Here is a 19941-nt window from a genome sequence, read left to right as displayed (position 1 = left end):
GGACACTGATCATGCAGGACGATCAGGAGCCTCGGATCGTCCGTCCCCGAGGATCGAGGCGGGCGATCCGGCCCGGTGCTCCCGGGACGGATCCTGCGCCGCAACTGCCGGCCGATCCCGTCAAGGCGGCGGAGGACACCGACGCCGCCTGGGGTGGCACAGCCAAACCGGCTGGCGGCGGTGGCAACGACGACGAGCTGCAACGCAACGTCCCGCCCCACTGGTGAGCGGGACGGGACGTCGACGGTGCGGGATGGGCCGGACTAGCGCCCGTCGGTCGTGTCGTCGCGTGCGGGCGGCAGCGGAGCGCTCGTGCCCGTCTTCAGGACGTCGCGGATCTCGGTGAGGAGCGACAGCTCGCTCGGTGCTGCCGGCTCATCGGCGACGGTCGGCTTCGTCGTGATGCGCTTGAAGTGGTTCATCGGCAGCACGATGACGAAGTAGACGACGGCGGCGACGAGCACGAACTGGATCGCAGCGCCGAGGAACGCACCGAACTGCAGATCGGCTGTCTTCCCATCGAGGGTCGGGATCGAGACCACGAAGGCTTCCTTCAGGCTTTCCGCCTTGAAGAGCGCCCCGAGCAGCGGGTTGAAGATGTTCTCGACGAGCGAGTTGACGATGGCGGTGAACGCGGCCCCGATCACGACGGCCACTGCCAGGTCGATCACGTTGCCGCGGAGGATGAACTCCTTGAAGCCTTTGAGCATGGGGTCTCCCTGAGGATCGGGGATGGACAGGACCCTGGCTACGCTACCGGCTCAGGACGCGGCGCTCCCGGCGGAGGCCGGTGTGGCGCTGGAGCCGGAGCTGGAGGAGCCGCCCGAAGAGGAGGATCCGCCCGTGGTGTCCGAGGAGGACGAGCTCGACGACCCCTCCGAGGACTTCGAGGAGGCCGGGATGGAGCTCGAGCCCTTGCCTGCACCGGCGCGGGAGTCCGTGCGGTAGAAGCCGGAGCCGTTGAACGTGACACCGACCGCGCTGAACAGCTTGCGCAGCTTGCCGGAGCACGCCGGGCACTCGGTGAGGGAATCGTCGGTGAAGGACTGCTGGACGTCGAAGGCGTTGCCGCACTCGGTGCAGCGGTAGGCGTAGGTGGGCACGGGGTCTCCTGGGATGTGGTGGGTCGGCGCGCTCAGCGGCGCGGTCTGACCTGGTCGAAGTCGAGGATGCGGCTCGGGGTCACGGCACCGCCGACGGGTTCGTCGTGGATCTCGCTCGGGACCTCGTCGAGGATCTCGGTGTCGTACAGCACGGCGTAGACGGGAGGGCAGCGCTCCATCGAGCCCAGCGTCTTGTCGAAGTACCCGCGCCCCCAGCCCATGCGCATGCCGTGAGCGTCGACAGCGGCCGCGGGGACGAGGATGAGGTCGACATCGTTGATCGCGATGGGGCCGAGGGTGGTACCCACGACCTCGGGGGTGCCGGCGAAGCCCACCGTCTCGATGCCCTCTTCGCCGATCGTCCAGTCGAGGAGCCCGTCGGTGCGGGTGATGGGGAACAGGATGCGGATGCCCGCCTCTTGCGCCCATTGCAGGAAGGGCCTGGTGTCGGGCTCGCTCGGGGAGGACAGGTAGCAGGCGATCGAGCTCGCGCCGAATCGGGAGACCAGGGCTCGGAGGTTGTCCGTGAGGCCGGTGGTCGACCGTTCCTTCTCGAGGGAGGTGAGCAGCTCCCGCCGCTCACGGAGCTCGGCGCGCAGCGCTCGTTTCTCGTGTTCGGCGGGGCTCGTCATGCGACCCATTCTAAACGGCTCGTCGTCGCGCCCGGCTCGTTGCCCGTCGTCCTACCCGACATCCGCCGCCTCGTCCAGGGGTTCAGGGGATTTTACCCTCGATCGAGGGGGTATTCGGGTACTTCACCGACTCCACACGATAGGTTTTTCCTCATGACCACTCGTGTTACCAAAGCAGTCATCCCCGCAGCAGGTCTCGGCACCCGGTTCCTTCCGGCGACGAAGGCTCTGCCGAAGGAGATGCTCCCCGTCGTCGACAAGCCGGCCATCCAGTACGTCGTCGAGGAGGCCGTCAGCGCCGGGCTCGCCGATGTGCTCATGATCATCGGCCGCAACAAGAACGCACTTGCGAACCACTTCGACCGCGTGACCGAGCTCGAGCTCAACCTCGCGAAGAAGGGCGACACCCAGCGCCTCGAGAAGGTGAACGAGTCGAATGAGCTCGCCGACATCCACTTCCTGCGCCAGGGAGACCCGAAGGGCCTCGGCCACGCCGTCCTCCGGGCGAAGCGCCACGTCGGCGACGAGCCCTTCGCCGTGCTCCTCGGCGACGACCTGATCGACGCCCGCGACGTCCTCCTCGAGCGCATGCTCGAGGAGCAGGACAAGCGGAACGCGACGATCATCGCCCTCATGAAGGTCGACCCTGACTCGATCCACATGTACGGTGCGGCAGCGGTCGAGGCGACCGACGACTCCGACGTCGTGCGGGTGACCGGCCTCGTCGAGAAGCCTGCGAAGGAGGACGCCCCGTCCAACCTCGCCATCATCGGTCGCTACGTGCTGAAGCCCGAGGTGTTCGAGATCCTCGAGCGCACCGAGCCGGGCAAGGGTGGCGAGATCCAGCTGACCGACGCGCTCCAGGAGATGGCCGCCGACGTCGAAGGCACGGGCGGCGTCTACGGCGTCATCTTCCGTGGCCGTCGCTACGACACGGGCGACCGCCTGGACTACATCAAGGCGATCGTGCAGCTCGCGGTCGACCGTGAGGACCTCGGTCCCGAGCTGCGTCCGTGGCTCAAGGACTTCGCCGGGGACCTCGACTGACTCCAGCCGACGACACACGCCGCGCCCCGGGTCCGCAACCGCGGATCTCGGGGCGCGATGCTGTCGACGACGTGGTGTCGGTGCATCCGGTGAGCGCTCCACTAGGCTCACCACAGAACGCGAGAGGGGTGGCACGGTGGCGCAGGTCGTACCCGTTCTGAGCAGTGGGCGAGTGAGCATCCGGCCGATCAAGGTCCGTGACGCGAGACCGCTCGAGCGCGAGCTCGCGGAGAACCGAGCCTGGTTGCGCCGCTGGGAGGCGACGAGTCCCTACGGCCCGGTCCCGGCCGACAGCCGTGCGGCGATCCGGTCACTGCAGAACCACGCGCGCTCGGGCGCGGGCCTTCCGTTCGTCATCGAGGTCGACGGGGAGTTCGCCGGCCAGCTCAACGTCTCCGGCATCACGTACGGATCGCTGGCCTCGGCGTCGATCGGCTACTGGGTCTCCCAGCGGTTCGCGGGTCTCGGTGCCACACCGATCGCGACCGCTCTGGCCACCGACCACTGCTTCACCGCCCTGCAGCTCCACCGGCTGGAGATCTGCATCCGGCCCGAGAACGCTCCGAGCCTTCGGGTCGTCGAGAAGCTCGGGTTCCGATACGAGGGTCTGCGCCGCCGCTTCATCCACATCGACGGCGACTGGCGCGACCACTTCTGCTTCGGCCTCGTCCGCGAAGAGGTCCCGGGCGGCGTCCTCAACCGGTGGTTGGACGGCCAGGTCCCGAAGGACGCGTGTGTGATCCCCGAAGCCGACCGTCTCGCGGCCGCGGCGCCGTTCCCCACTCGCTGAGCAGGTAGCCGTTTTCCCCCTCCATCCGGGGACACACCCAGCTGTTGATCGGTCTCAGGTCATCGACCCGCTACGGTCAGGGACATGGACGGCGGATTCCTGAGCGGTGGGGTGATCATTCTGGTCGCAGCGATGCTGTGGCTGGTGTACCTGGTGCCGTCGTGGGTGCGCGACAGTCAGTTCTCGGCCAGCGAGCGCAACGCGATCCGGCTGCAGCAGACGCTCCGTGTGCTCGCCGAGACGGCTGAGGTCCCGGAGGCCGTCCGGCTCGAGGCGACGTCGCGTGAGGTCGCCGCGCAGCGCAAGCTCCTCAAGCACCTCGAGGCTAGGACGAAGGCGACGGCCGAGGCCGCGGCGCGCGTCGAACTCGCCGAAGCCGACCGGATCCGCCGCGAGGAGGAGGCCAGGGCCGTGCAGGCCGAAGCCGCCGCCCGTGCCGCGGAGGACGCGCGTCGCGCCGCCGCTGCCGCAGCCCGTGCCGTGCAGCGCAACGCCCGAGCGGCGAAGCTCGCGCGGAGTCGTCGTCGGTCGCGGTTGCTCGCGACAACCGTGTTGGTCGCCTCCATCATCGGCTTCTGCTCCGGCGTGACCGCGTTCCTCGCGGGTGGCGGTCTCGTCCTCGGTATCTCGTCCACGGTCGTCGGGCTGCTCGCGCTCTCTGCGCTCTCCCGGATGTCACGTATCGCCCACCGTGCCGTCGCGCCGGTACCGGCGGTCGCGGTCACGACCAGGCGCGTCGAGTCGGCGCTGTTCGAGTACAACGAGCCCGTCAAGGCGGCCTCGCAGGCGCAGACCTGGACGCCGACGTCCATCCCGAAGCCGCTCCACCTCTCCGAGGGGTCCTCGGCTGCCGCTGAACTGGCCAAGGCCGACGCCTACGACCGCCTTCGCCAGGCGGCCATGCAGGAGGCCATCGCCTCCCGCGCCGAGCGTCTTGCGCCGGTCGTGCCGACGATCGTCCGGCGTCCGGAGCCCGTCGCCGCTCCGCAGCCCGAGCGCGTCGAACCGCAGCCGGCCCCGAGCCGTTTCGCCTCGATGGGTGTCGTCGACGAGGGCGAGATCGCCGCCGGCGGATCCGCCCTGTTGCAGCGTCGCCGCGCCGCGGGCTGAGCCCCGACCGCGCCCGTCCGGTCGTTCATGAACCGGTCACCGGCGACGGATAGACTCGTCGAGGGGGTTCGTCGCTCGGTTCTCGTCGACGCCCTGGAACGCGAAAGGTGACCATGGGCGTGTGGCGGAAGAGCCGGCGGAAGCCGATGAAGCCCTACGTCGCGCCCCCTGAGGTGGCTCCGCCGCCGGTCGAGCACGCGGTCGAGGAAGGCCTCCTCATCGCGCGGTCCTGGACCGTGGTCGAGGTCACGAACTGGATCATCGAGCGTGCACTCCGCGACGGCGCGTCCTACGACGCGGAGGCGACGCAGGCGGCTGTGCGGCGCGAGCTGGGTCGCATGGCGGACGAGCAGGAGGAGTACGCGGACCTCGCACGGGAGGCGCGACAGACGGCGTTCCAGCGGCGGGGGAGTGCTCGTCATCAGCACGACTACCGTGCTGGCGACCTGAGTGCCCTGTCCCGTCGCCGCGAGGTGTACTCGGGGCTCGCCGCCGAACTCCGTCGGGTGAGCAAGGACGAGGAGTTCGTCGCGGGGATCGCGGAATCCGCTCGTGAGCGTGCGTGGGGCGACCTGGAGCGCGCCATCCAGGCGAAGCTCGACCGGGTCCTCGACGAGCCGGTCGTCGACGAGCATTATCGCCGTGCCCGGAGCCAGCGGCTCCGCTGGTTCCGGGATCTCGACCTCGCTGCCCTCATCGCCGCCAATCCGAAGGACGGCAGCATGCCGGTCGACGACGGCCCGAACCCCTACGAGGACTAGCGCGGCCGGTTCGAAACGGCTCGCCGGTTCTGCTAGCCTGGACGAGTAGTTGGGCCCATGGCGCAGTCCGGTAGCGCACCTCGTTCGCATCGAGGGGGTCAGGGGTTCGAATCCCCTTGGGTCCACCAGCTGCAACGACAACCCCGCACCTCACGGTGCGGGGTTGTCGCGTTTCCGGGTGTCGGTGGCGTCCTGTCCCATGTCGGCGGCGCCCCGCGTCCTGTACGGTCAGGGGCACGGCGCCGCTTCGGTTCCCGTGAACGGGACGAGCAGTCATGCCAGCACCATCCGAACCGACCGTGCAGCACGATGCCGTCCTCGGGGTGATCGGCACTTCGCTGAAGCCCGACGAGCGACGCGTGCCGATCCACCCGGCGCACTTCGAGCGCATCCCGGAGGAGTTCCGGTCTCGGATCGTCGTGGAGCACGGCTACGGTGCCCGGTTCGGTGTCTCCGACGAGGAGATCGCGCCCTTCGTCCGCTCGTTCGCGACGCGCGCCGAGGTCATCGCGCAGGCCGATGTCGTCCTCTTGCCGAAACCGCAGCTCGAGGATGTCCAGGAGCTCCGTGACGGGCAGACACTCTGGGGCTGGCCGCACTGCGTCCAGGACACCGCGCTGACGCAGCTCGCGATCGACAAACGGCTCACGCTGATCGCCTTCGAGGCGATGAACCACTGGGCCGCCGACGGCAGCTTCGGCTTGCACGTCTTCCACAAGAACAACGAACTCGCCGGCTACAGCTCGGTGATCCACGCGTTGGAACTCTGCGGCTCCACCGGCAGCTACGGCCGTCGCCTGACCGCTGTGGTCATCGGCTTCGGCGCGACCGCCCGAGGTGCGGTGACCGCGCTCAACGCCCACGGGATCCACGACGTGCGCGTGCTCACCAACCGCAGGGTCGCGGCGGTCGCGGCGCCCATCCACTCCGCCCGAATGATCCAGTTCGACCACGACGACGGCCCGTATCTGAGCGAGGTCATCACCGACGAGGGTCGCGTGCCACTCGCGCCTTTCCTGGCGGAGAGTGACATCGTCGTCAACTGCACCCTGCAGGACCCCAACGCACCACTGCTCTACCTCCGTGAGGACGACCTCGGCGCGTTCCGACCCGGGAGTCTCATCGTGGACGTCTCCTGCGACGAGGGCATGGCCTTCGAGTGGGCGCGCACGACCGGATTCGACGACCCGATGTTCACCGTCGGGCCCGGGGAGATCAACTACTACGCGGTCGACCACAGCCCCTCGCTGCTGTGGAACTCGTCCAGCTGGGAGAACAGCGAGGCGTTGCTGCCGTTCCTGCCCGCCGTCCTGGCCGGACCGGACGCCTGGGTCGACAGCCTGACCGTCCAGCGGGCCGTCGAGATCCAGGACGGGGTCATCGTGAACTCTGCGATCACCGAGTTCCAGCACCGGTCGGCGGAGTACCCGCACGAGGTCCTCCCGGGCTGACCGGTTCTCGGCCGACCGTTCAAGCAGCGGGCCGCGGCGGGCCTTTCGGTGAACCACTGACGGAGGCACCGCGCCCAAGAGGCCTCTCGCGGGCACTTCGACAGGCTCAGTGACCGGGGATGGTCCACCCGGAACCCTCCGGTCCTCGAGCAATCGTTCCCCGCTCCCGAGTGACCTCTTCCGGTCCCTGAGTGACCTCATCCAGCCCCTGAGTGACCCCTTCCGGTCCCTGAGCCTGTCGAAGGGCACCCGGGCGACCGCACGAATCCGGCGCCCTTCCCCGGTCCCTGAGCCTGTCGAAGGGCACCCGGGCAACCTCACGAATCCGGCGCTGTTCTCCCGGTCACTGAGCCTGTCGAAGGGCACGCGGAGAACCTCACGAATCCGGAGCCCTCCCTCCGGTCCCTGAGCCTGTCGAAGGGCATACGAGCAACTTCCACAAGCGAGACCACTCAACATCTGGAATGTCAGTGGTTCATGGTGGACTGGAGTCATGACCGAGACCACGACCTCCGCAGTTCGAGCTGGCGACGAGTACGCCGCGCAGCTCGCGGAGTTCTCGGACGAGTACGCGGAGATCTGCCGGCAGCAGGCTGTGCTGGCTGCCCGAACGGCTCGGCTCCTGGCCCGGTCAGCGGCTTACGCCGATGCCTTCGCGGACACGGTCGTCCCGGCCGCGTTCCCGCCCGCCGAGCGACGTGCTCTGTCCCGTCGCTCCACGTGCGCGGCGCTCGCGATGGCGACCCGCATACCCGAGCAGACGGTGCAGCGGGCGACGAACGACGCCGAGGCGCTCGTCAACGACGCCCCGGCCGTGCTCGCGTCCCTGGCGGCGGGCCGTATTTCGGCTCGGCACGCCAAGACGATCACCGACCAACTCTGCGACGTGCCCACCGACGGGCGGGCCGTGTTTCTCGCCACGGTGCTTCCGGTAGCGGAGCAGGCCACCGATGCGGAACTCCGCAGGCGAGCTCGGGTCCTGCGCGAGCGCCTGCACCCGGAGTCGATCACGACCCGTTCGAAGCGTTCCGAGGCGGACCGCCGGGTCGAGTTCGAACCGGCAGCGGACGGCATGGCGTGGGTGCACCTCTTCACCACGGCGCCCATCGCGCAGGGCATCGCGGAGCGGGTCGAAGCGGCCGCCGCGGATTCACGCCAGGCGGGCGACACCCGCACGTGCGCCCAGTTGCAGGCGGACGCCCTGGCAGCCCTCGCACTCACCGGCGTGACCCCGGAAGACGTCATGTCGAGCCCGGTCCTGCCGCACCCCATCGAGGTCCAGGAACACATCAAGCCGACTGTGCAGATCACGGTCCCGGTGCTCACGACGGCCGGCGTCTCCGACGCACCCGGCATGCTCGACGGGTATGGCCCGATCGACCCAGAGACCGCGGCCCGCATCGCGGTGAACGCGCCAAGCTTCACCCGGATCCTCGTCCAGCCGGACACCGGCGCGGTCCTCTCCGTCGGCCGCAACCAGTACCGGGTTCCGGCCGATCTGAAACGCGCGGTCCGGCTGCGGGACGGCACTTGTCGGGCACCGGGCTGCGGGAGACGAGCCCGGGCCTGCGACCTCGATCACTCGGTCGCGTGGGAAGACGGCGGCACAACAGATGTGGGCAATCTCGCCTGCCTCTGCCCACATCACCACCGGATGAAGCACTTGCCCGGGTGGAACCTCGACCACGGGCCCGGTGGGGTGCTCGAGTGGACGACACCTGACGGGAAGCAGTATCGGACCGAGCCTGATCCCGCGCCGTTCTGACCCTTGCCGGTCTTTGATCTGCACGAATCGAGCCGGTCGACGTGTCGAAGAGTTTCTCGTGGGCACGTCGACAGGCTCAGTGACCGGGGGAGGTGTGCCCGGATTGATGAGGCGTCCTCGTGGGCACTTCGACAGGTTCAGTGACCGGAAGAGGTTTGCCCGCCATGTCTCGGTCCCTGAGCCTGTCGAAGGGCAGCCTGGGCCGCCTTAACTCGGTGAACGGGGAGGTTCGCGCCGTTCACGTGGGACGGGTCGGGCACGTGAACACGGCCTGAGAGGTTCGTGGCAGGCCGCGCAAGCGGTCGAGCGCGGCATCCACCCGCCCCTACGCTTGACGCTTGCGCCGTACGGCATCGGTCGGCGGAGGAACACATGGTGCACGACCGGCTCGAGGAGGCATGGATGTTCGTTTGGCAGAGCTGGTGGGGTGTCGCCGCAGCGGCCGGGATAGCGCTGATCGCAGCGCTCGTCGTCATCGTGATCGTGTCGGTCTCCTTCCGGATGGCGGCGCGACGGAGCGAGTGGCCGGGAGCGCTCGCCGGGAGTGCCCGTCACCCCTTCCGAGCGCTCGTGATCCTCGTGGCGGTATGGCTGGCGGTGGCGGCGACGCTCCCCGATGAGAACACCCGCGGGTTCGTCGACCAGACCTTCCGGATCGCGGTCATCGCCGCGGCCACATGGCTGGTCGCCGCGCTGCTCGCCTTCGTCATCGGGCTCGGTCAGGCGCGGTACCGCATCGACGTCCCGAACAACAAGGTCGCCCGCCGCATGCAGACGCAGCTCGCGCTCGTCCGTCGCTTGGCGATCGCGGTCGTCGTCATCGTCGGTGTCGCGTCGATCCTCTTGACGTTCCCCGGCGTCCAAGGCGTCGGGGCGAGCGTGCTGGCCTCCGCCGGTGTCGTGAGCATCGTCGCCGGCCTCGCGGCGCAGTCCGTCCTCGGGAACGTGTTCGCCGGGATCCAGCTCGCCTTCAGCGACGCGATCCGGGTCGACGACGTCGTCATCGTCGAAGGGGAGTGGGGCCGGATCGAGGAGATCACCCTCACCTACGTCGTCGTCGGCATCTGGGACGACCGCCGCATGGTGCTCCCCTCCACCTACTTCACCTCCACGCCCTTCCAGAACTGGACACGGAACACGAGCGAGCTGCTCGGGTCGGTCGAGTTCGACCTCGACTGGTGGGTGAGCCCCGCGGTCATGCGGACCGAGCTGGAGCGCATCCTCGACCGCACCGACCTCTGGGACGGTCGGGCGCAGGTGCTGCAGGTCACGGACGCCGTCGGCGGCTACGTGCGCATCCGCATCCTCGTCACCGCGGTGGACGCACCGACCCTCTTCGACCTCCGATGCCTCGTACGCGAGCAGATGGTCGAGTGGATCCTCGCGCAGAACCCGTCGGCGATCCCGCGCAACCGGGTGCAGATGGTCGAGCAGGAGCGTCGTCCGGAACCGAAGCGCGGCGGTCCGGTGACCGAGCCGGTCGGGCTGTTCAGCGGCAGTGCCGAGGCCGAACAGCGCGCGAGCCTCTTCACGTCGTCGATCACCCTGCCCGACCTGGACGACGAACCCGAACGCTGACCGTCGCGCGGCCGGACGCGTGTGCACCGAATCGTTGTCGTTCCGGCGATCCTGTATGCGCTTCCCATCGCTACCATCAAGGGAACCTCGCCGGGTGATCTGCCGGCGGGCCGTCGGCGCTGCTGCCGACGTGAACGGACGGCGCCGGCCCGAACCCCGGCGACGGCATGCGAAGGAGACCGCGCGTGAACGACGACACCCTCTTCCTCACCGATGAGGACACCGCCGTCCCCGGCGAACGCCCGGAGCAGCGTCTCGAACGACGCTCCGCGTCCGTCCTCAAGCACCGACTCCTCGAGCAGGAACGCAAGCAGTTCGAGGAGTCCCTCGCCTCGGCGAAGGCGGACGGCGCCCTCGAACGCGCGGCGGCCCTCATCGTCTCCGCTCGGCGACGCTTCCTCATCGGGGCGTCGAAGTCGTTCACTTACGCGTCCCTCCTCGCCGCGGACCTCAGCTACGGCCTCGCGAACGTCACACTCATCGACGGCACCATCGTGCGTCCCCTCGACGTCCTCAGCGACGTCCGGACGAGCGACGTCATGATCGCGGTGTCGCTGCAGCGGTACCGGAAGTACACGATCGACTCCGTCGTCCCGTTCGCCGAGGCGGGAGGCAGCCTCGTGCTCATCACCGACGCCCCGGACGCCCCGTTGACCCCGTACGCCGACGAGACGATCGTCCTCGGCCGTGCCGAGGACGGACACCCGAGTTCCTCGATCGGGATCGCGCTCACCCTGCACGTCCTCGCCACGCTCACGACGGCCAGCGCCAAGGGCGCCGGCCGACGGGCGGTGGAGCGGGAGCGCCTCGCCGAGACGCTCGGGGTCTACGTCTCCGACGAGGACTGAGCGCGGACCGGGCTCAGCTTCCCGAACCCTTCCCCTCGCGCACGATCGACAAGGGTTCCGTGATGTCCTCGAGGGACTTCCGCGCGGCGTCGACCCCGAAGATGAGGGCGACCAAGCCGCCGAGGATCATCACGCCGGCGCCGACGAAGTATCCGACGGTGAGCGGCCCACGGTCGGTGCCGTCGCCGATCAGGATCCCGTACAGCAGGGGCGCGACCGAACCCGCGATCTGTCCGATCGCGAAGAAATAGCCGATCACCTGGCTGCGGAGCTCGAGCGGGAAGATCTCGCTCACGGTCAGGTAGGCGCTGGACGCGCCGGCGGAGGCGAAGAAGAACGAGACGCACCAGAAGATCGTCTGCGTCGTCGCGTCGAGCGCACCGGCGTTGAAGAGCACCGCAGACACGGCCAGGACCGCCCCCGAGACCCCGTAGGTGAGGAAGATCATCTGGCGACGACCCCAGGTGTCGAACAGCCTGCCGAGGAGGAGCGGGCCGAGCAGGTTGCCGATCGCGAAGGGGAAGAAGTAGTACTGCGTCGACGAGGGGCTCGTGCCGTAGAAGTTCTGCAGCACGAGCGCGTAGGTGAAGAAGATCGCGTTGTACAGGAACGACTGCGTGATCATCATCGCGAGGCCGACGAAGGTGCGCTTCGGGTACTTCGAGAAGAGGACGCCGAAGATGGTCCGGATCGGGATGTGGCCCTGGGCCTGCACCGTGAGCGCCTTCGACTCGTCGACCGGCTCGATCGTCCCGCCCTGTTTGCGGACGGTCGCCTCGATGTCGTCGACCGTTGCCTCCGCCTCCTGTTCCCGACCGTGCGTCATGAGCCAGCGCGGACTCTCGGGGATGTGGCGTCGCAGGAAGATGATGGCGAGGCCGAGGACCGGCCCGATGAAGAACCCGATACGCCAGCCGACGTCCTCCGCGAAGTAGTCGGTGTTCAGGAGGAAGAGGTTCGCGGCCGATCCGAGGGCGGCGCCGCCCCAGTAGGTGCCGTTGATGGCGATGTCGACGTGCCCGCGGTACTTCGACGGGATGAGCTCGTCGATGGCCGAGTTGATCGCCGCGTACTCGCCGCCGATGCCCATGCCGGCGAAGAACCGGAAGATGGCGAGGAACCAGAACGTGGGGGACAGGCCGGCGATGCCACTCGCGACGAGGTAGATCGCAAGGGTCAGGATGAAGAGCTTCTTGCGGCCGAGGCGGTCCGCCATGCGGCCGAAGACGAGCGCTCCCGTCACCTGGCCGAGCAGGTAGATCGTCCCGAGGAGGCCGACCTCCGCCGCCGACAGCCCCAGAGACTTCTGGAATCCGGCGGAGGCGACGATCTGGATCTCGAGGCCGTCGAGCACCCACGAGAAGCCGAGACCGACGACGATCATCCAGTGGAACCGGGTCCACGGCAGTCGGTCCATCCTGGCGGGGACGAGGCTCCGCACCGGGGCCGGTTGCCCGGAGGTCGACGTGTTCGACATGGAATGGCTCCTTCCACGGCCGTCCCGTCGACGGTCGATCCGGGAGATGACGCTACTCCCGCGGCGGGCATCGGACGTCGCTGATCGGTGCCCCTTGACTTCGTCCTGGCGGAGGAGCACCCTACGCCCGGCACCCCGTGCGATGGCGCCCCGTGGCGCGGAATGGTCGTACGCTCGAAGCGCAACGAGATCGCGGACGGCTGCCGAGGGCCGTCGAGGAGGAGGCGGCATGCACCTGGTCGAGGACAGCACCGAGACGGACATCACGCGGGTCTTCCAGGACCGGATCAGCTCCGGCGTCGCCCCGGGATCGTACGTCGCCGTGTTCGACCGCGAGCGGGTCCGGTTCGAGCAGGGGTTCGGCGGAGTCACCGTGGGCGGTCCGGTGCCCGACGCCGACACGCTGTTCCGCATCGCCTCCTGCACGAAGAGCTTCACCGCCGCCGTGCTCCTCATCCTCCGCGACGCCGGCCGCCTCGACCTGGACGCGCCGGTGGACGGGTTCGTGCCGGAGTTCACGCCGGTGCTCCCTGACGGCATCGCCGTCCGGCCGACCGTACGGATGCTCCTGACGATGTCGGGTGGGCTCGGAACGGACGATCCGTGGGGTGACCGCCAGGAGTCGATCACCGTGGACGAGTTCCGGCGGCTGCTCGTGCGCGGCGTCCGATGCGTCACGACACCCGGGACGGCCTTCTCCTACTCGAACCTCGGCTACGCGTTGCTCGGGCAGGTCATCGAGCGTGTGACCGGTGGCTCCTACATCGATGCGGTGACCTCGCTCCTGCTGGAGCCGCTCGGGCTCGGCGCCGTGTTCGAGCGACCCGAGGGCGACGGGGCGGTCACGGCGACCGGTCATCGTGTCCGCCGCGAACGGGCCGTCGATGAGGACGGCCGATTCGTCGAGGTCCCGTTCTCCGGGCCCGGGGTCTTCTCCTCGATCGGCGGGCTCTTCGCCTCGGCCTCCACCCTGATCGGATGGGTGCGCTGGCTCGACGGCGCGTGGACCGGGGACGAGACCGGACCGCTGTCGAGCGCCAGCCGCCGCGAGATGCAGCAACTGCACCGGCTGGCTCCGTCGCGGCCCACGCTCGACGGCGTGCCGCCGAGACTGGCGCTCGGCTACGGCTTCGGCCTCTTCGTCGAGGAGGACCCCGACCTCGGGACGCTCGTCTCGCACTCGGGCGGCTACCCCGGCTACAGCGCCCACATGCGCTGGCACCCGACATCGGGGTTCGGCGTCGTCGCCTTCGAGAACGCCGGCTACGCGGCCGTGGCGAAGCCCGCCGAACAGGCGTTGCGGCTGGCGATCGCGGGAGCCCAGGCCTCCGGCGAGCTGCTGGAACCGGCGATCCGCCCCTGGCCGGAGACCCTCGTGGCGTCCATGACCGCGACCGGGCTGCTGTCGCATTGGGACGACCGCGTCGCCGCGTCGCTGTTCGCCGAGAACGTCGCCCTCGACCGACCGCTGGACGAGCGACGCGAGGCGGTCGACGCCGCTGTCACCGCCGTCGGCGGCATCGCCGAGGTGGCTTCGGGACGTGCGACGCCGATCTGCGATTCGCCTGACCACCTGGTCTGGTTCGTCGAAGGGACGGAGGGTCGCCTCCGCCTGGAGGTCCGGATGACACCTGTGCTTCCGCTCCGGGTCCAGACCTTCACGGTGACGGTCGACGACCAGGGCGAGTGAACGCCGAACGCCGGCAGCTGAGGCTCAGCTACCGGCGTTCAGGTGGAACAGGGTGGTTCGGTTCAGCCGATCGAGTCGTCGTCGCCGTTGCCGTTGCGGTTCGTCGGGGAGATGTCCTCCGTCGACTCGACGTACTCGTAGTCGGTCGTCGTCGGGCCGTCGTGGTCGCCGGTGTTCGTCGCTTCAGCGACGGGGCGGTAGATGAGCTGGCCTTCGCCGTAGGGCAGGACGAGCTCGCCGTCCTGACCGTCTTCGAGCGGGATGATCTCGCTGTCGAGCGGGCCGCCGGTGAGTTTCGCAAGAGTCTGTGACATGTCGCCAGCCTAGCCCCGACGACTGTCAGAGTGCTGCGATGGTCCAGGACACCCGGTGTGGTGTATTGGGAGCCAGGACGACGAGGTCGGTCCCGGTCGAGAAGGCGTCGGGGGGACAGGTCATCGGTTCGACCGCCAGTCCCAGTCGGTTCAGCTCCGCGACGGGCTGATCGGCCGTGTGCACCTGGACCCAGGGCAGACCGTCACCCCAGTGCATGGCGACGCCGCTGCCGGAGGGCGTCGTCACGCGCACCGTGACCCGGCCGTCGACGTCGCGATCGAGCGCCGTGTACGCGTGATCGATGAAGGTGTCGCCGATGGTCCGGGGTGCGCGGAAGTCGAAGTGCTCCGTCGCCTCCGTGTCGACCGGCTCCAGCGAGACCGGGATGAGCCGGTCCGGTGTGACGGTGAGCACCTCGGCAGCGGGCAGTTCGAGCGTCCAGTCGTCGACACGGCCCTCACCCGCGACGAGGTACGGGTGTGGCCCGGTGCCGTAGGGCGCGTCGACGTCGCCGAGGTTCAGCGCCTCGACGTCGGTGTGGAGTCCGTCGTCGTCGAGCGTGTAGGTCGCGGTGACCTGGACACGGAACGGATAGCCCTCCTGCGCCTCGATGACCACGCGGAACGCAGCCGACGCGGCGCTCGACGACACGAGGTCCCACTCCGACCAGGCGGCGAGCCCGTGGAGGGCGTGGCCGCGAGCGGGTTCCGTGAGTGCGAGCTGGTGGTCGACGCCCGCGAAGGTGTACCGGCCGTCGACGACGCGGTTGGGCCACGGGGCGAGCATCGCACCGCGGAACGCCGGACGGACCTCCTCGGCGTCGAACGGGATCACGAGGTCTCGGCCGTCGTGCCGCAGGAACCGCAGCGAGGCACCGACCGAGGCGATCGACGCGGTGTACGCACCGTGCTCGAGGTCGACCCGCCGTCCCGAGATCGGACGTCGGTCGACGGAGGCGGACGGGGACACGGCGCTGGTGGATTCGGTCACGGCCCCATTCTGTCGCATCGACACCGACCGACCCGGCCGACTGGCGGTGCGGGTCGGTCGATGGGACGCGGCTCAGTCGAGGGATCGGCCGCGCATGTCCGAGAGGAACAGCGCGGCGACCGCGGCGACGACGAAGAAGGCGGCGAACACGGAGAAGAGCAGGGCGTTCCCTCCAAGGAGGAGCACCGGAACCGACAGCGGGGCGATGATCGAGGCGATGCGACCGATGCCGGCGGCCCACCCCGCCCCCGTCGCACGGAGCGCCGTCGGATACAGCTCCGGGGTCGTCGCGTACAGGGCGCCCCAGGCGCCGAGGTTGCAGAAGGACAGGCACATACCGAACACGATGATCATCGGTTCGGTCGTCGCCGTGCCGAACAGGACCGCCGACACCGCGGAGCCCGCGAGGAAGGTCGCGAGGGTCTGCTTCCGGCCCCAGGCCTCGATCAACCACGCCGAGACGGCGTAGCCCGGGATCTGGGCCAGGGTGATGATGAGGGTGAAACCGAAGGACCGCACGAGCGAGAAGCCGGAGGCGACGAGGATCGTCGGGATCCAGATGAACGCACCGTAGTAGGAGAAGTTGACGCAGAACCACACGATCCACAGCGATCCGGTGTCGCGGCGGTGCGTGGGCACCCACAGCCCACGGAGACGCTCGCCGGCGGAGAGGCCGGCGCTCACGGGGGTGTCGGTGGTGGTGTCACCGGCGGCTTCCGGGTGGGCGACGCCGGCCGATGCCTCGAACTCACGGACGACGGCTTCTGCCTCGCGGTGGCGCCCACGCGACTCGAGGAAGCGCACCGACTCCGGCAGTCGCGTCCGCACGATGGCCGCGTAGACCGCGGGCAACGCGCCGATGGCGAGCGCCCAGCGCCACCCGTCGTCGCTCGTCGGCACGACCAGGTAGCCGATGAGCGCGGCGGCGATCCATCCGATCGCCCAGAACGCCTCGAGGAACACGATGATCCGCCCGCGGATCCGTGGCGGCGCGAACTCGCTCATGAGGGTCGAGGCGACGGGCAGCTCGGCGCCGAGTCCGAGGCCGACGATGAACCGCAGCACGATGAGCACGCCGAGTCCCCAGGCGAGGGCCGACGCGCCCGTCGCGATGCCGAACACGAGCAGGGTGATCGCGAAGACGTGGCGTCGACCGACCCGGTCGGCGAGCAGACCGCCGAGCGTCGCACCGATGGCCATGCCGAGGAACCCGGCTGAGGCGATCCAGGAGAGTTCCGTGTTCCCGAGCTGCCACTGCACGGCGAGTTGGGCGAGCACGAAGGACACGAGTCCGACGTCCATGGCGTCGAGGGCCCAGCCGACGCCGGAACCGACGAGCAGTCGCCCGTGGGCCTTGGTGAACGGGAGCGCGTCGAGGCGCTCGCTGCGGGTGCGGGGTGTGGTGGGGGCGGTGGACACGTCACCATTCTGGTGCAGGATGTGCCCGCCGGCGCCGGTCCGTCGCAGATAGGCTGACGACACGAACTGCAGGCGTGCGGCCGGGCAGTTCACCCGCTCCGCCCGCCGTTCCGTCGAAAGGCCACTCCCGTGACCGATGCACCGCCTCCCGACCCGCAGCAGCCTGACGGCCGCCCGCCGCAGTGGCCGACGGGTCAGCAGCCGCAGCAGCCGTATGGTCAGCAGCAGCAGCCGTATGGCGGGCAACCACAGCAGCCGCCGTATGGGCAGGGACCGCAGCAGCAGAACCCGTACGGTCAGCAGCAGAATCCGTACCAGCAGAACCCCTATGGCGGGCAGCAGAACCCTCATCAGCAGAGCCCGTATGGCGGGCAGCAGAACCCTCATCAGCAGAGCCCGTATGGCGGGCAGCAGAACCCTCAGCATCAGAACCCTCAGCAGCAGAATCCGTACCAGAAGAACCCGTATGGCGGGCAGCAGAACCCCTCCGGCGGGCAGCCGTACCAGCCGCAGCCGCCGTATCAGCCGCAGCAGAACCCGTACCAGCAGCAGCCACCGCAGGGCCCTCCCGGGTACGGCCAGCAGCCGCCGCCTCCCGGTGCCCCGAAGCGCAAGCGGACGGGGCTCATCATCGCCCTCGCGGTCGGTGTTCCGCTCGTGTTGGCGGCGATCATCACCGTCGTCGCCCTCGTGCTCACGCAGGGTGGCGCGCCGGTCGCGGACCCGAGCCCCACCCGCTCGGCCACGCCGACGAAGACCGCGTCTCCGACGCCCACGGAGACGGACTCGACGCCAGAGCCGACCAAGACCTACGTCAACATTCCGCCGGATCTCGATTTCGCAGCAGGACAGGACGTCCCCACCGACTGGACGGCCTACCTGACGAACGACTTCGACTCGTCGTGGGCGGCAGCGGGTCAGGACGCGAACGGGATCGACATCTACACGAACGCCTCGACCTCGTGTGAGGTGCGGCTCGGCAACATCGCACTGACTCCGGAGGAGATCGCGGTCGGTGACGACCAGCGCTCGAGCGACGCCTATCTGTCGAAGTACGTCGGGGCCGACTACGTCAAGGCGGACGGCACGACCGAACAGCTGAACTACAACAGCGGTGGCGGGCTCATCGAGTTCCGGGTCCTGTCGTGGACGCAGGCGACGGGGGAGCGCACCTACTGGGGCGTCCGGTCGCTCACGAAGATGGGGACGCTCGTCGTCTTCACCTTCACCTGCAAGGACCAGGGCTCGCTCGACCTGCTCGCAAGCGACGTCGTGAACCTCATCTCCGTGGAGCTGCTCCCGAAGCGCTGACCGGTCCCGTCGTCAGAACGCGCGGAGGACCGCCTGCGCGACCGTGAAGATCGCGAGGCCGGCGAGCGCGCCGACGATCGTGCCGTTCAAGCGGATGAACTGGAGGTCGCGTCCCACGAGCAGCTCGATCTTCTGGGTCGTCTCCCGGGCGTCCCAACGCTCGACGGTCTCGGTGATGATGCTCGCGATGTCGTGCCGGTAGCGGGTGACGACGTAGGACAGGGCGTCCGCGACGCGGGTGTCGACGCGGGTGGAGAACGCCCGGTCGGTCGACAGCCGCCGACCGAAGTCCGCGATGGTGCCGGAGATCCGCACGCGGAGGTCGCTGTCGGGGGCGTCGAGTGCCTCGAGGAACGCGCTCTTCGCGGCCGTCCAGGTCTTGCCGGCGACCTCCCGGACGCGAGGACTGTCGATGACCTCGTGTTTGGCGTTCTCGAAGCGGGTGATGGTCGCGTCGTCGTGCTGCAGCTGCTCCGCGAGCTCGCCGAGGTACCCGTCGAGGGCATGACGGAGCTGGTGGTCGGGGTCCGCGCGGACGGCCTGGACGAAGGACACGGCCTCCCGGTAGAGCTTGTCGTCCACGAGCCGGTCGACGAAGGACGGCACCCAGGTCGGCAGCCGGCTCGAGACCAGGCGCTCGAACGCCTTCGGGTTCGTGCTCAGCCACTCACCTGTGCGGTCGAGGAGGAGGTCGACCGCGTCGTGGTGCGCGCCCACGCCGACGATGTGCTCGACCCAACGGCCGATGTTCGGGGCCCACTGCGGGTCGATGAGGTGTTTGGACGCCAGTGCCTCGATGACCTCGCGGACGTCGTCGTCGGACAGCGTCTCCAGGAGACCCCGCACCGCGATGGACCCCTCGGCGGTGACCCGCTCGGCGTTCGCGGGCTCGGACAACCAGCCGCCGAGCTTCTCCGAGACGGAGACGGACGCGAGCTTCTGCCGCACGACCTCTTCGGAGAGGAAATTGGTCTCCACGAACTCGCCGAGGCTGACGCCGATCTCGTCCTTGCGCTTCGGGATGATCGCCGTGTGCGGGATCGGGATGCCGAGCGGGTGCCGGAAGAGGGCGGTGACGGCGAACCAGTCCGCGAGCGCCCCGACCATACCGCCTTCCGCAGCGGCCCTGACGTACGCCAACCACGGGTAGCGCCCCTCGAGCGCGAACGCGACGGCGAAGATGACCGCCATGACGAGGAGCAATCCGGTGGCGAGGCGTTTCATCGATCGCAGGGCCCGCGCACGGTCCGCATCGGCGGCGGTGAGTTCGAGTGTGGGGGAGCTCGTCATCCGCCCATCCTAGGCTCGTCGACCGTGTCCTCCGGTCCGACGGAGCAGGAGGGCACCGTACCCCCTGGTGGTACCCTGAGCCGGTGATCGAAGACATCAAGAAGCGGGCCCTGCACCGGACGAAGATCCTTGAGGGCCAGATGCGCGGCCTCGAGAAGATGATCGAGAACGAGGACTACTGCATGGACATCATCACGCAGTCGCTCGCCATCCAGAAGTCGCTGGGATCGCTCAACAAACTGCTCGTCGAGAACCACCTGCTGACGCACGTCACGCAGATGTTCGAGGAGGGCGGGGACAGCAAGGACGCCGCGGTCGGCGAGCTCCTGCGGATCTTCGAGCTCAGCAACAACCGTGGCTGAGC

At 69.0% G+C, this 19941-nt stretch carries 20 protein-coding genes and 1 tRNA gene; 13 read left to right on the top strand and 8 right to left on the bottom strand.

Features of this window, described 5'->3' with window-relative positions; all coding sequences use genetic code 11:
- Positions 1 to 11: 11 nt before the first annotated feature.
- Positions 12 to 227 carry a hypothetical protein gene (locus HOW07_RS04555; protein WP_079705393.1) on the top strand — a complete coding sequence of 72 codons (216 nt, stop codon included), beginning with the start codon at positions 12 to 14 and terminating at the stop codon, positions 225 to 227.
- A 36-nt stretch (positions 228 to 263) separates the two neighbouring features.
- On the opposite strand, the gene mscL is transcribed toward HOW07_RS04555, so the two are convergent.
- The 3 genes from mscL to HOW07_RS04540 are packed head-to-tail and all read right to left on the bottom strand — an operon-like array spanning position 264 to position 1735.
- Positions 264 to 710, bottom strand: coding sequence for a large conductance mechanosensitive channel protein MscL (gene mscL, locus HOW07_RS04550; protein ID WP_175116206.1), 447 nt, complete (start codon positions 708 to 710; stop codon positions 264 to 266).
- 51 nt (positions 711 to 761) lie between these two features.
- A complete protein-coding gene (locus HOW07_RS04545; protein ID WP_064296543.1) occupies positions 762 to 1103 on the bottom strand; it encodes an FmdB family zinc ribbon protein in 342 nt (113 codons plus the stop codon).
- A 32-nt stretch (positions 1104 to 1135) separates the two neighbouring features.
- Positions 1136 to 1735, bottom strand: coding sequence for a 5-formyltetrahydrofolate cyclo-ligase (locus tag HOW07_RS04540; RefSeq protein WP_064296593.1), 600 nt, complete (start codon positions 1733 to 1735; stop codon positions 1136 to 1138).
- 153 nt (positions 1736 to 1888) lie between these two features.
- Between HOW07_RS04540 and galU the strand changes: the two genes are divergently transcribed.
- The 9 genes from galU (at position 1889) to HOW07_RS04495 (ending at position 11085) form a co-directional block, all read left to right on the top strand.
- Positions 1889 to 2782, top strand: coding sequence for a UTP--glucose-1-phosphate uridylyltransferase GalU (galU, locus tag HOW07_RS04535; RefSeq protein ID WP_175116205.1), 894 nt, complete (start codon positions 1889 to 1891; stop codon positions 2780 to 2782).
- Between the two features lie 136 nt (positions 2783 to 2918).
- On the top strand, positions 2919 to 3572 hold the full coding sequence (locus HOW07_RS04530; RefSeq protein ID WP_064296541.1) for a GNAT family N-acetyltransferase: 654 nt from the start codon (positions 2919 to 2921) through the stop codon (positions 3570 to 3572).
- Between the two features lie 84 nt (positions 3573 to 3656).
- A complete protein-coding gene (locus tag HOW07_RS04525) occupies positions 3657 to 4682 on the top strand; it encodes a hypothetical protein (RefSeq protein WP_175116204.1) in 1026 nt (341 codons plus the stop codon).
- 107 nt (positions 4683 to 4789) lie between these two features.
- Entirely contained in the window at positions 4790 to 5443 is a 654-nt protein-coding gene (locus HOW07_RS04520) for a hypothetical protein (protein ID WP_147427088.1), read from the top strand.
- 51 nt (positions 5444 to 5494) lie between these two features.
- Positions 5495 to 5571: transfer RNA gene (locus HOW07_RS04515), tRNA-Ala, on the top strand.
- A 147-nt stretch (positions 5572 to 5718) separates the two neighbouring features.
- Positions 5719 to 6894 (top strand): N(5)-(carboxyethyl)ornithine synthase, encoded by a 1176-nt coding sequence (locus HOW07_RS04510; RefSeq protein WP_175116203.1) that lies wholly within the window; start codon positions 5719 to 5721, stop codon positions 6892 to 6894.
- Positions 6895 to 7387: 493 nt separating this feature from the next.
- Positions 7388 to 8659 carry an HNH endonuclease signature motif containing protein gene (locus HOW07_RS04505; protein WP_175116202.1) on the top strand — a complete coding sequence of 424 codons (1272 nt, stop codon included), beginning with the start codon at positions 7388 to 7390 and terminating at the stop codon, positions 8657 to 8659.
- A 402-nt stretch (positions 8660 to 9061) separates the two neighbouring features.
- Positions 9062 to 10237 carry a mechanosensitive ion channel family protein gene (locus tag HOW07_RS04500; protein ID WP_175116201.1) on the top strand — a complete coding sequence of 392 codons (1176 nt, stop codon included), beginning with the start codon at positions 9062 to 9064 and terminating at the stop codon, positions 10235 to 10237.
- Between the two features lie 185 nt (positions 10238 to 10422).
- Entirely contained in the window at positions 10423 to 11085 is a 663-nt protein-coding gene (locus HOW07_RS04495; protein ID WP_217485088.1) for an SIS domain-containing protein, read from the top strand.
- A 13-nt stretch (positions 11086 to 11098) separates the two neighbouring features.
- On the opposite strand, the gene HOW07_RS04490 is transcribed toward HOW07_RS04495, so the two are convergent.
- A complete protein-coding gene (locus HOW07_RS04490; protein ID WP_064296535.1) occupies positions 11099 to 12562 on the bottom strand; it encodes an MFS transporter in 1464 nt (487 codons plus the stop codon).
- A gap of 229 nt (positions 12563 to 12791) precedes the next feature.
- Here HOW07_RS04490 and HOW07_RS04485 point away from each other — a divergent pair, with 229 nt between their 5' ends.
- Positions 12792 to 14252: a serine hydrolase gene (locus HOW07_RS04485; RefSeq protein WP_175116199.1), complete on the top strand. Its 1461-nt coding sequence runs from the start codon at positions 12792 to 12794 to the stop codon at positions 14250 to 14252.
- A 62-nt stretch (positions 14253 to 14314) separates the two neighbouring features.
- Here HOW07_RS04485 and HOW07_RS04480 read toward each other — a convergent pair whose 3' ends face one another.
- The 3 genes from HOW07_RS04480 to HOW07_RS04470 form a co-directional block, all read right to left on the bottom strand.
- Positions 14315 to 14566: a response regulator gene (locus HOW07_RS04480; RefSeq protein WP_175116198.1), complete on the bottom strand. Its 252-nt coding sequence runs from the start codon at positions 14564 to 14566 to the stop codon at positions 14315 to 14317.
- A 25-nt stretch (positions 14567 to 14591) separates the two neighbouring features.
- Positions 14592 to 15557 carry an aldose 1-epimerase family protein gene (locus HOW07_RS04475; protein WP_371743575.1) on the bottom strand — a complete coding sequence of 322 codons (966 nt, stop codon included), beginning with the start codon at positions 15555 to 15557 and terminating at the stop codon, positions 14592 to 14594.
- Positions 15558 to 15629: 72 nt separating this feature from the next.
- Positions 15630 to 16976, bottom strand: coding sequence for an MFS transporter (locus HOW07_RS04470; protein ID WP_285038179.1), 1347 nt, complete (start codon positions 16974 to 16976; stop codon positions 15630 to 15632).
- A 129-nt stretch (positions 16977 to 17105) separates the two neighbouring features.
- Here HOW07_RS04470 and HOW07_RS19295 point away from each other — a divergent pair, with 129 nt between their 5' ends.
- Positions 17106 to 18287: a hypothetical protein gene (locus HOW07_RS19295; protein ID WP_254628159.1), complete on the top strand. Its 1182-nt coding sequence runs from the start codon at positions 17106 to 17108 to the stop codon at positions 18285 to 18287.
- Between the two features lie 12 nt (positions 18288 to 18299).
- On the opposite strand, the gene HOW07_RS04460 is transcribed toward HOW07_RS19295, so the two are convergent.
- A complete protein-coding gene (locus HOW07_RS04460; protein WP_175116194.1) occupies positions 18300 to 19577 on the bottom strand; it encodes a DUF445 domain-containing protein in 1278 nt (425 codons plus the stop codon).
- Between the two features lie 83 nt (positions 19578 to 19660).
- On the opposite strand from HOW07_RS04460, the gene HOW07_RS04455 reads away from it, so the two are divergent.
- Entirely contained in the window at positions 19661 to 19939 is a 279-nt protein-coding gene (locus HOW07_RS04455; protein WP_064296530.1) for a metal-sensitive transcriptional regulator, read from the top strand.
- Positions 19940 to 19941 lie beyond the last annotated feature (2 nt).

The organism is Plantibacter sp. MCCC 1A11337 (genome assembly GCF_013349365.1).
Taxonomy (GTDB): Bacteria; Actinomycetota; Actinomycetes; order Actinomycetales; family Microbacteriaceae; genus Plantibacter; species Plantibacter flavus_A.
The sequence above is the reverse complement of the archived record's forward strand: the minus strand, read 5'-3'. Positions and strand labels throughout refer to the sequence as shown.

Excerpts from the sequence above, each read along its gene's own strand:
- HOW07_RS04510 (WP_175116203.1), top strand. The coding sequence starts at position 5,719 with ATGCCAGCACCATCCGAACCGACCGTGCAGCACGATGCCGTCCTCGGG.
- mscL (WP_175116206.1), bottom strand. The coding sequence starts at position 710 with ATGCTCAAAGGCTTCAAGGAGTTCATCCTCCGCGGCAACGTGATCGAC.
- HOW07_RS04460 (WP_175116194.1), bottom strand. The coding sequence starts at position 19,577 with ATGACGAGCTCCCCCACACTCGAACTCACCGCCGCCGATGCGGACCGT.
- HOW07_RS04490 (WP_064296535.1), bottom strand. The coding sequence starts at position 12,562 with ATGTCGAACACGTCGACCTCCGGGCAACCGGCCCCGGTGCGGAGCCTC.
- galU (WP_175116205.1), top strand. The coding sequence starts at position 1,889 with ATGACCACTCGTGTTACCAAAGCAGTCATCCCCGCAGCAGGTCTCGGC.
- HOW07_RS04505 (WP_175116202.1), top strand. The coding sequence starts at position 7,388 with ATGACCGAGACCACGACCTCCGCAGTTCGAGCTGGCGACGAGTACGCC.
- HOW07_RS04500 (WP_175116201.1), top strand. The coding sequence starts at position 9,062 with ATGTTCGTTTGGCAGAGCTGGTGGGGTGTCGCCGCAGCGGCCGGGATA.
- HOW07_RS04525 (WP_175116204.1), top strand. The coding sequence starts at position 3,657 with ATGGACGGCGGATTCCTGAGCGGTGGGGTGATCATTCTGGTCGCAGCG.
- HOW07_RS04540 (WP_064296593.1), bottom strand. The coding sequence starts at position 1,735 with ATGACGAGCCCCGCCGAACACGAGAAACGAGCGCTGCGCGCCGAGCTC.
- HOW07_RS04480 (WP_175116198.1), bottom strand. The coding sequence starts at position 14,566 with ATGTCACAGACTCTTGCGAAACTCACCGGCGGCCCGCTCGACAGCGAG.
- HOW07_RS04555 (WP_079705393.1), top strand. The coding sequence starts at position 12 with ATGCAGGACGATCAGGAGCCTCGGATCGTCCGTCCCCGAGGATCGAGG.
- HOW07_RS04485 (WP_175116199.1), top strand. The coding sequence starts at position 12,792 with ATGCACCTGGTCGAGGACAGCACCGAGACGGACATCACGCGGGTCTTC.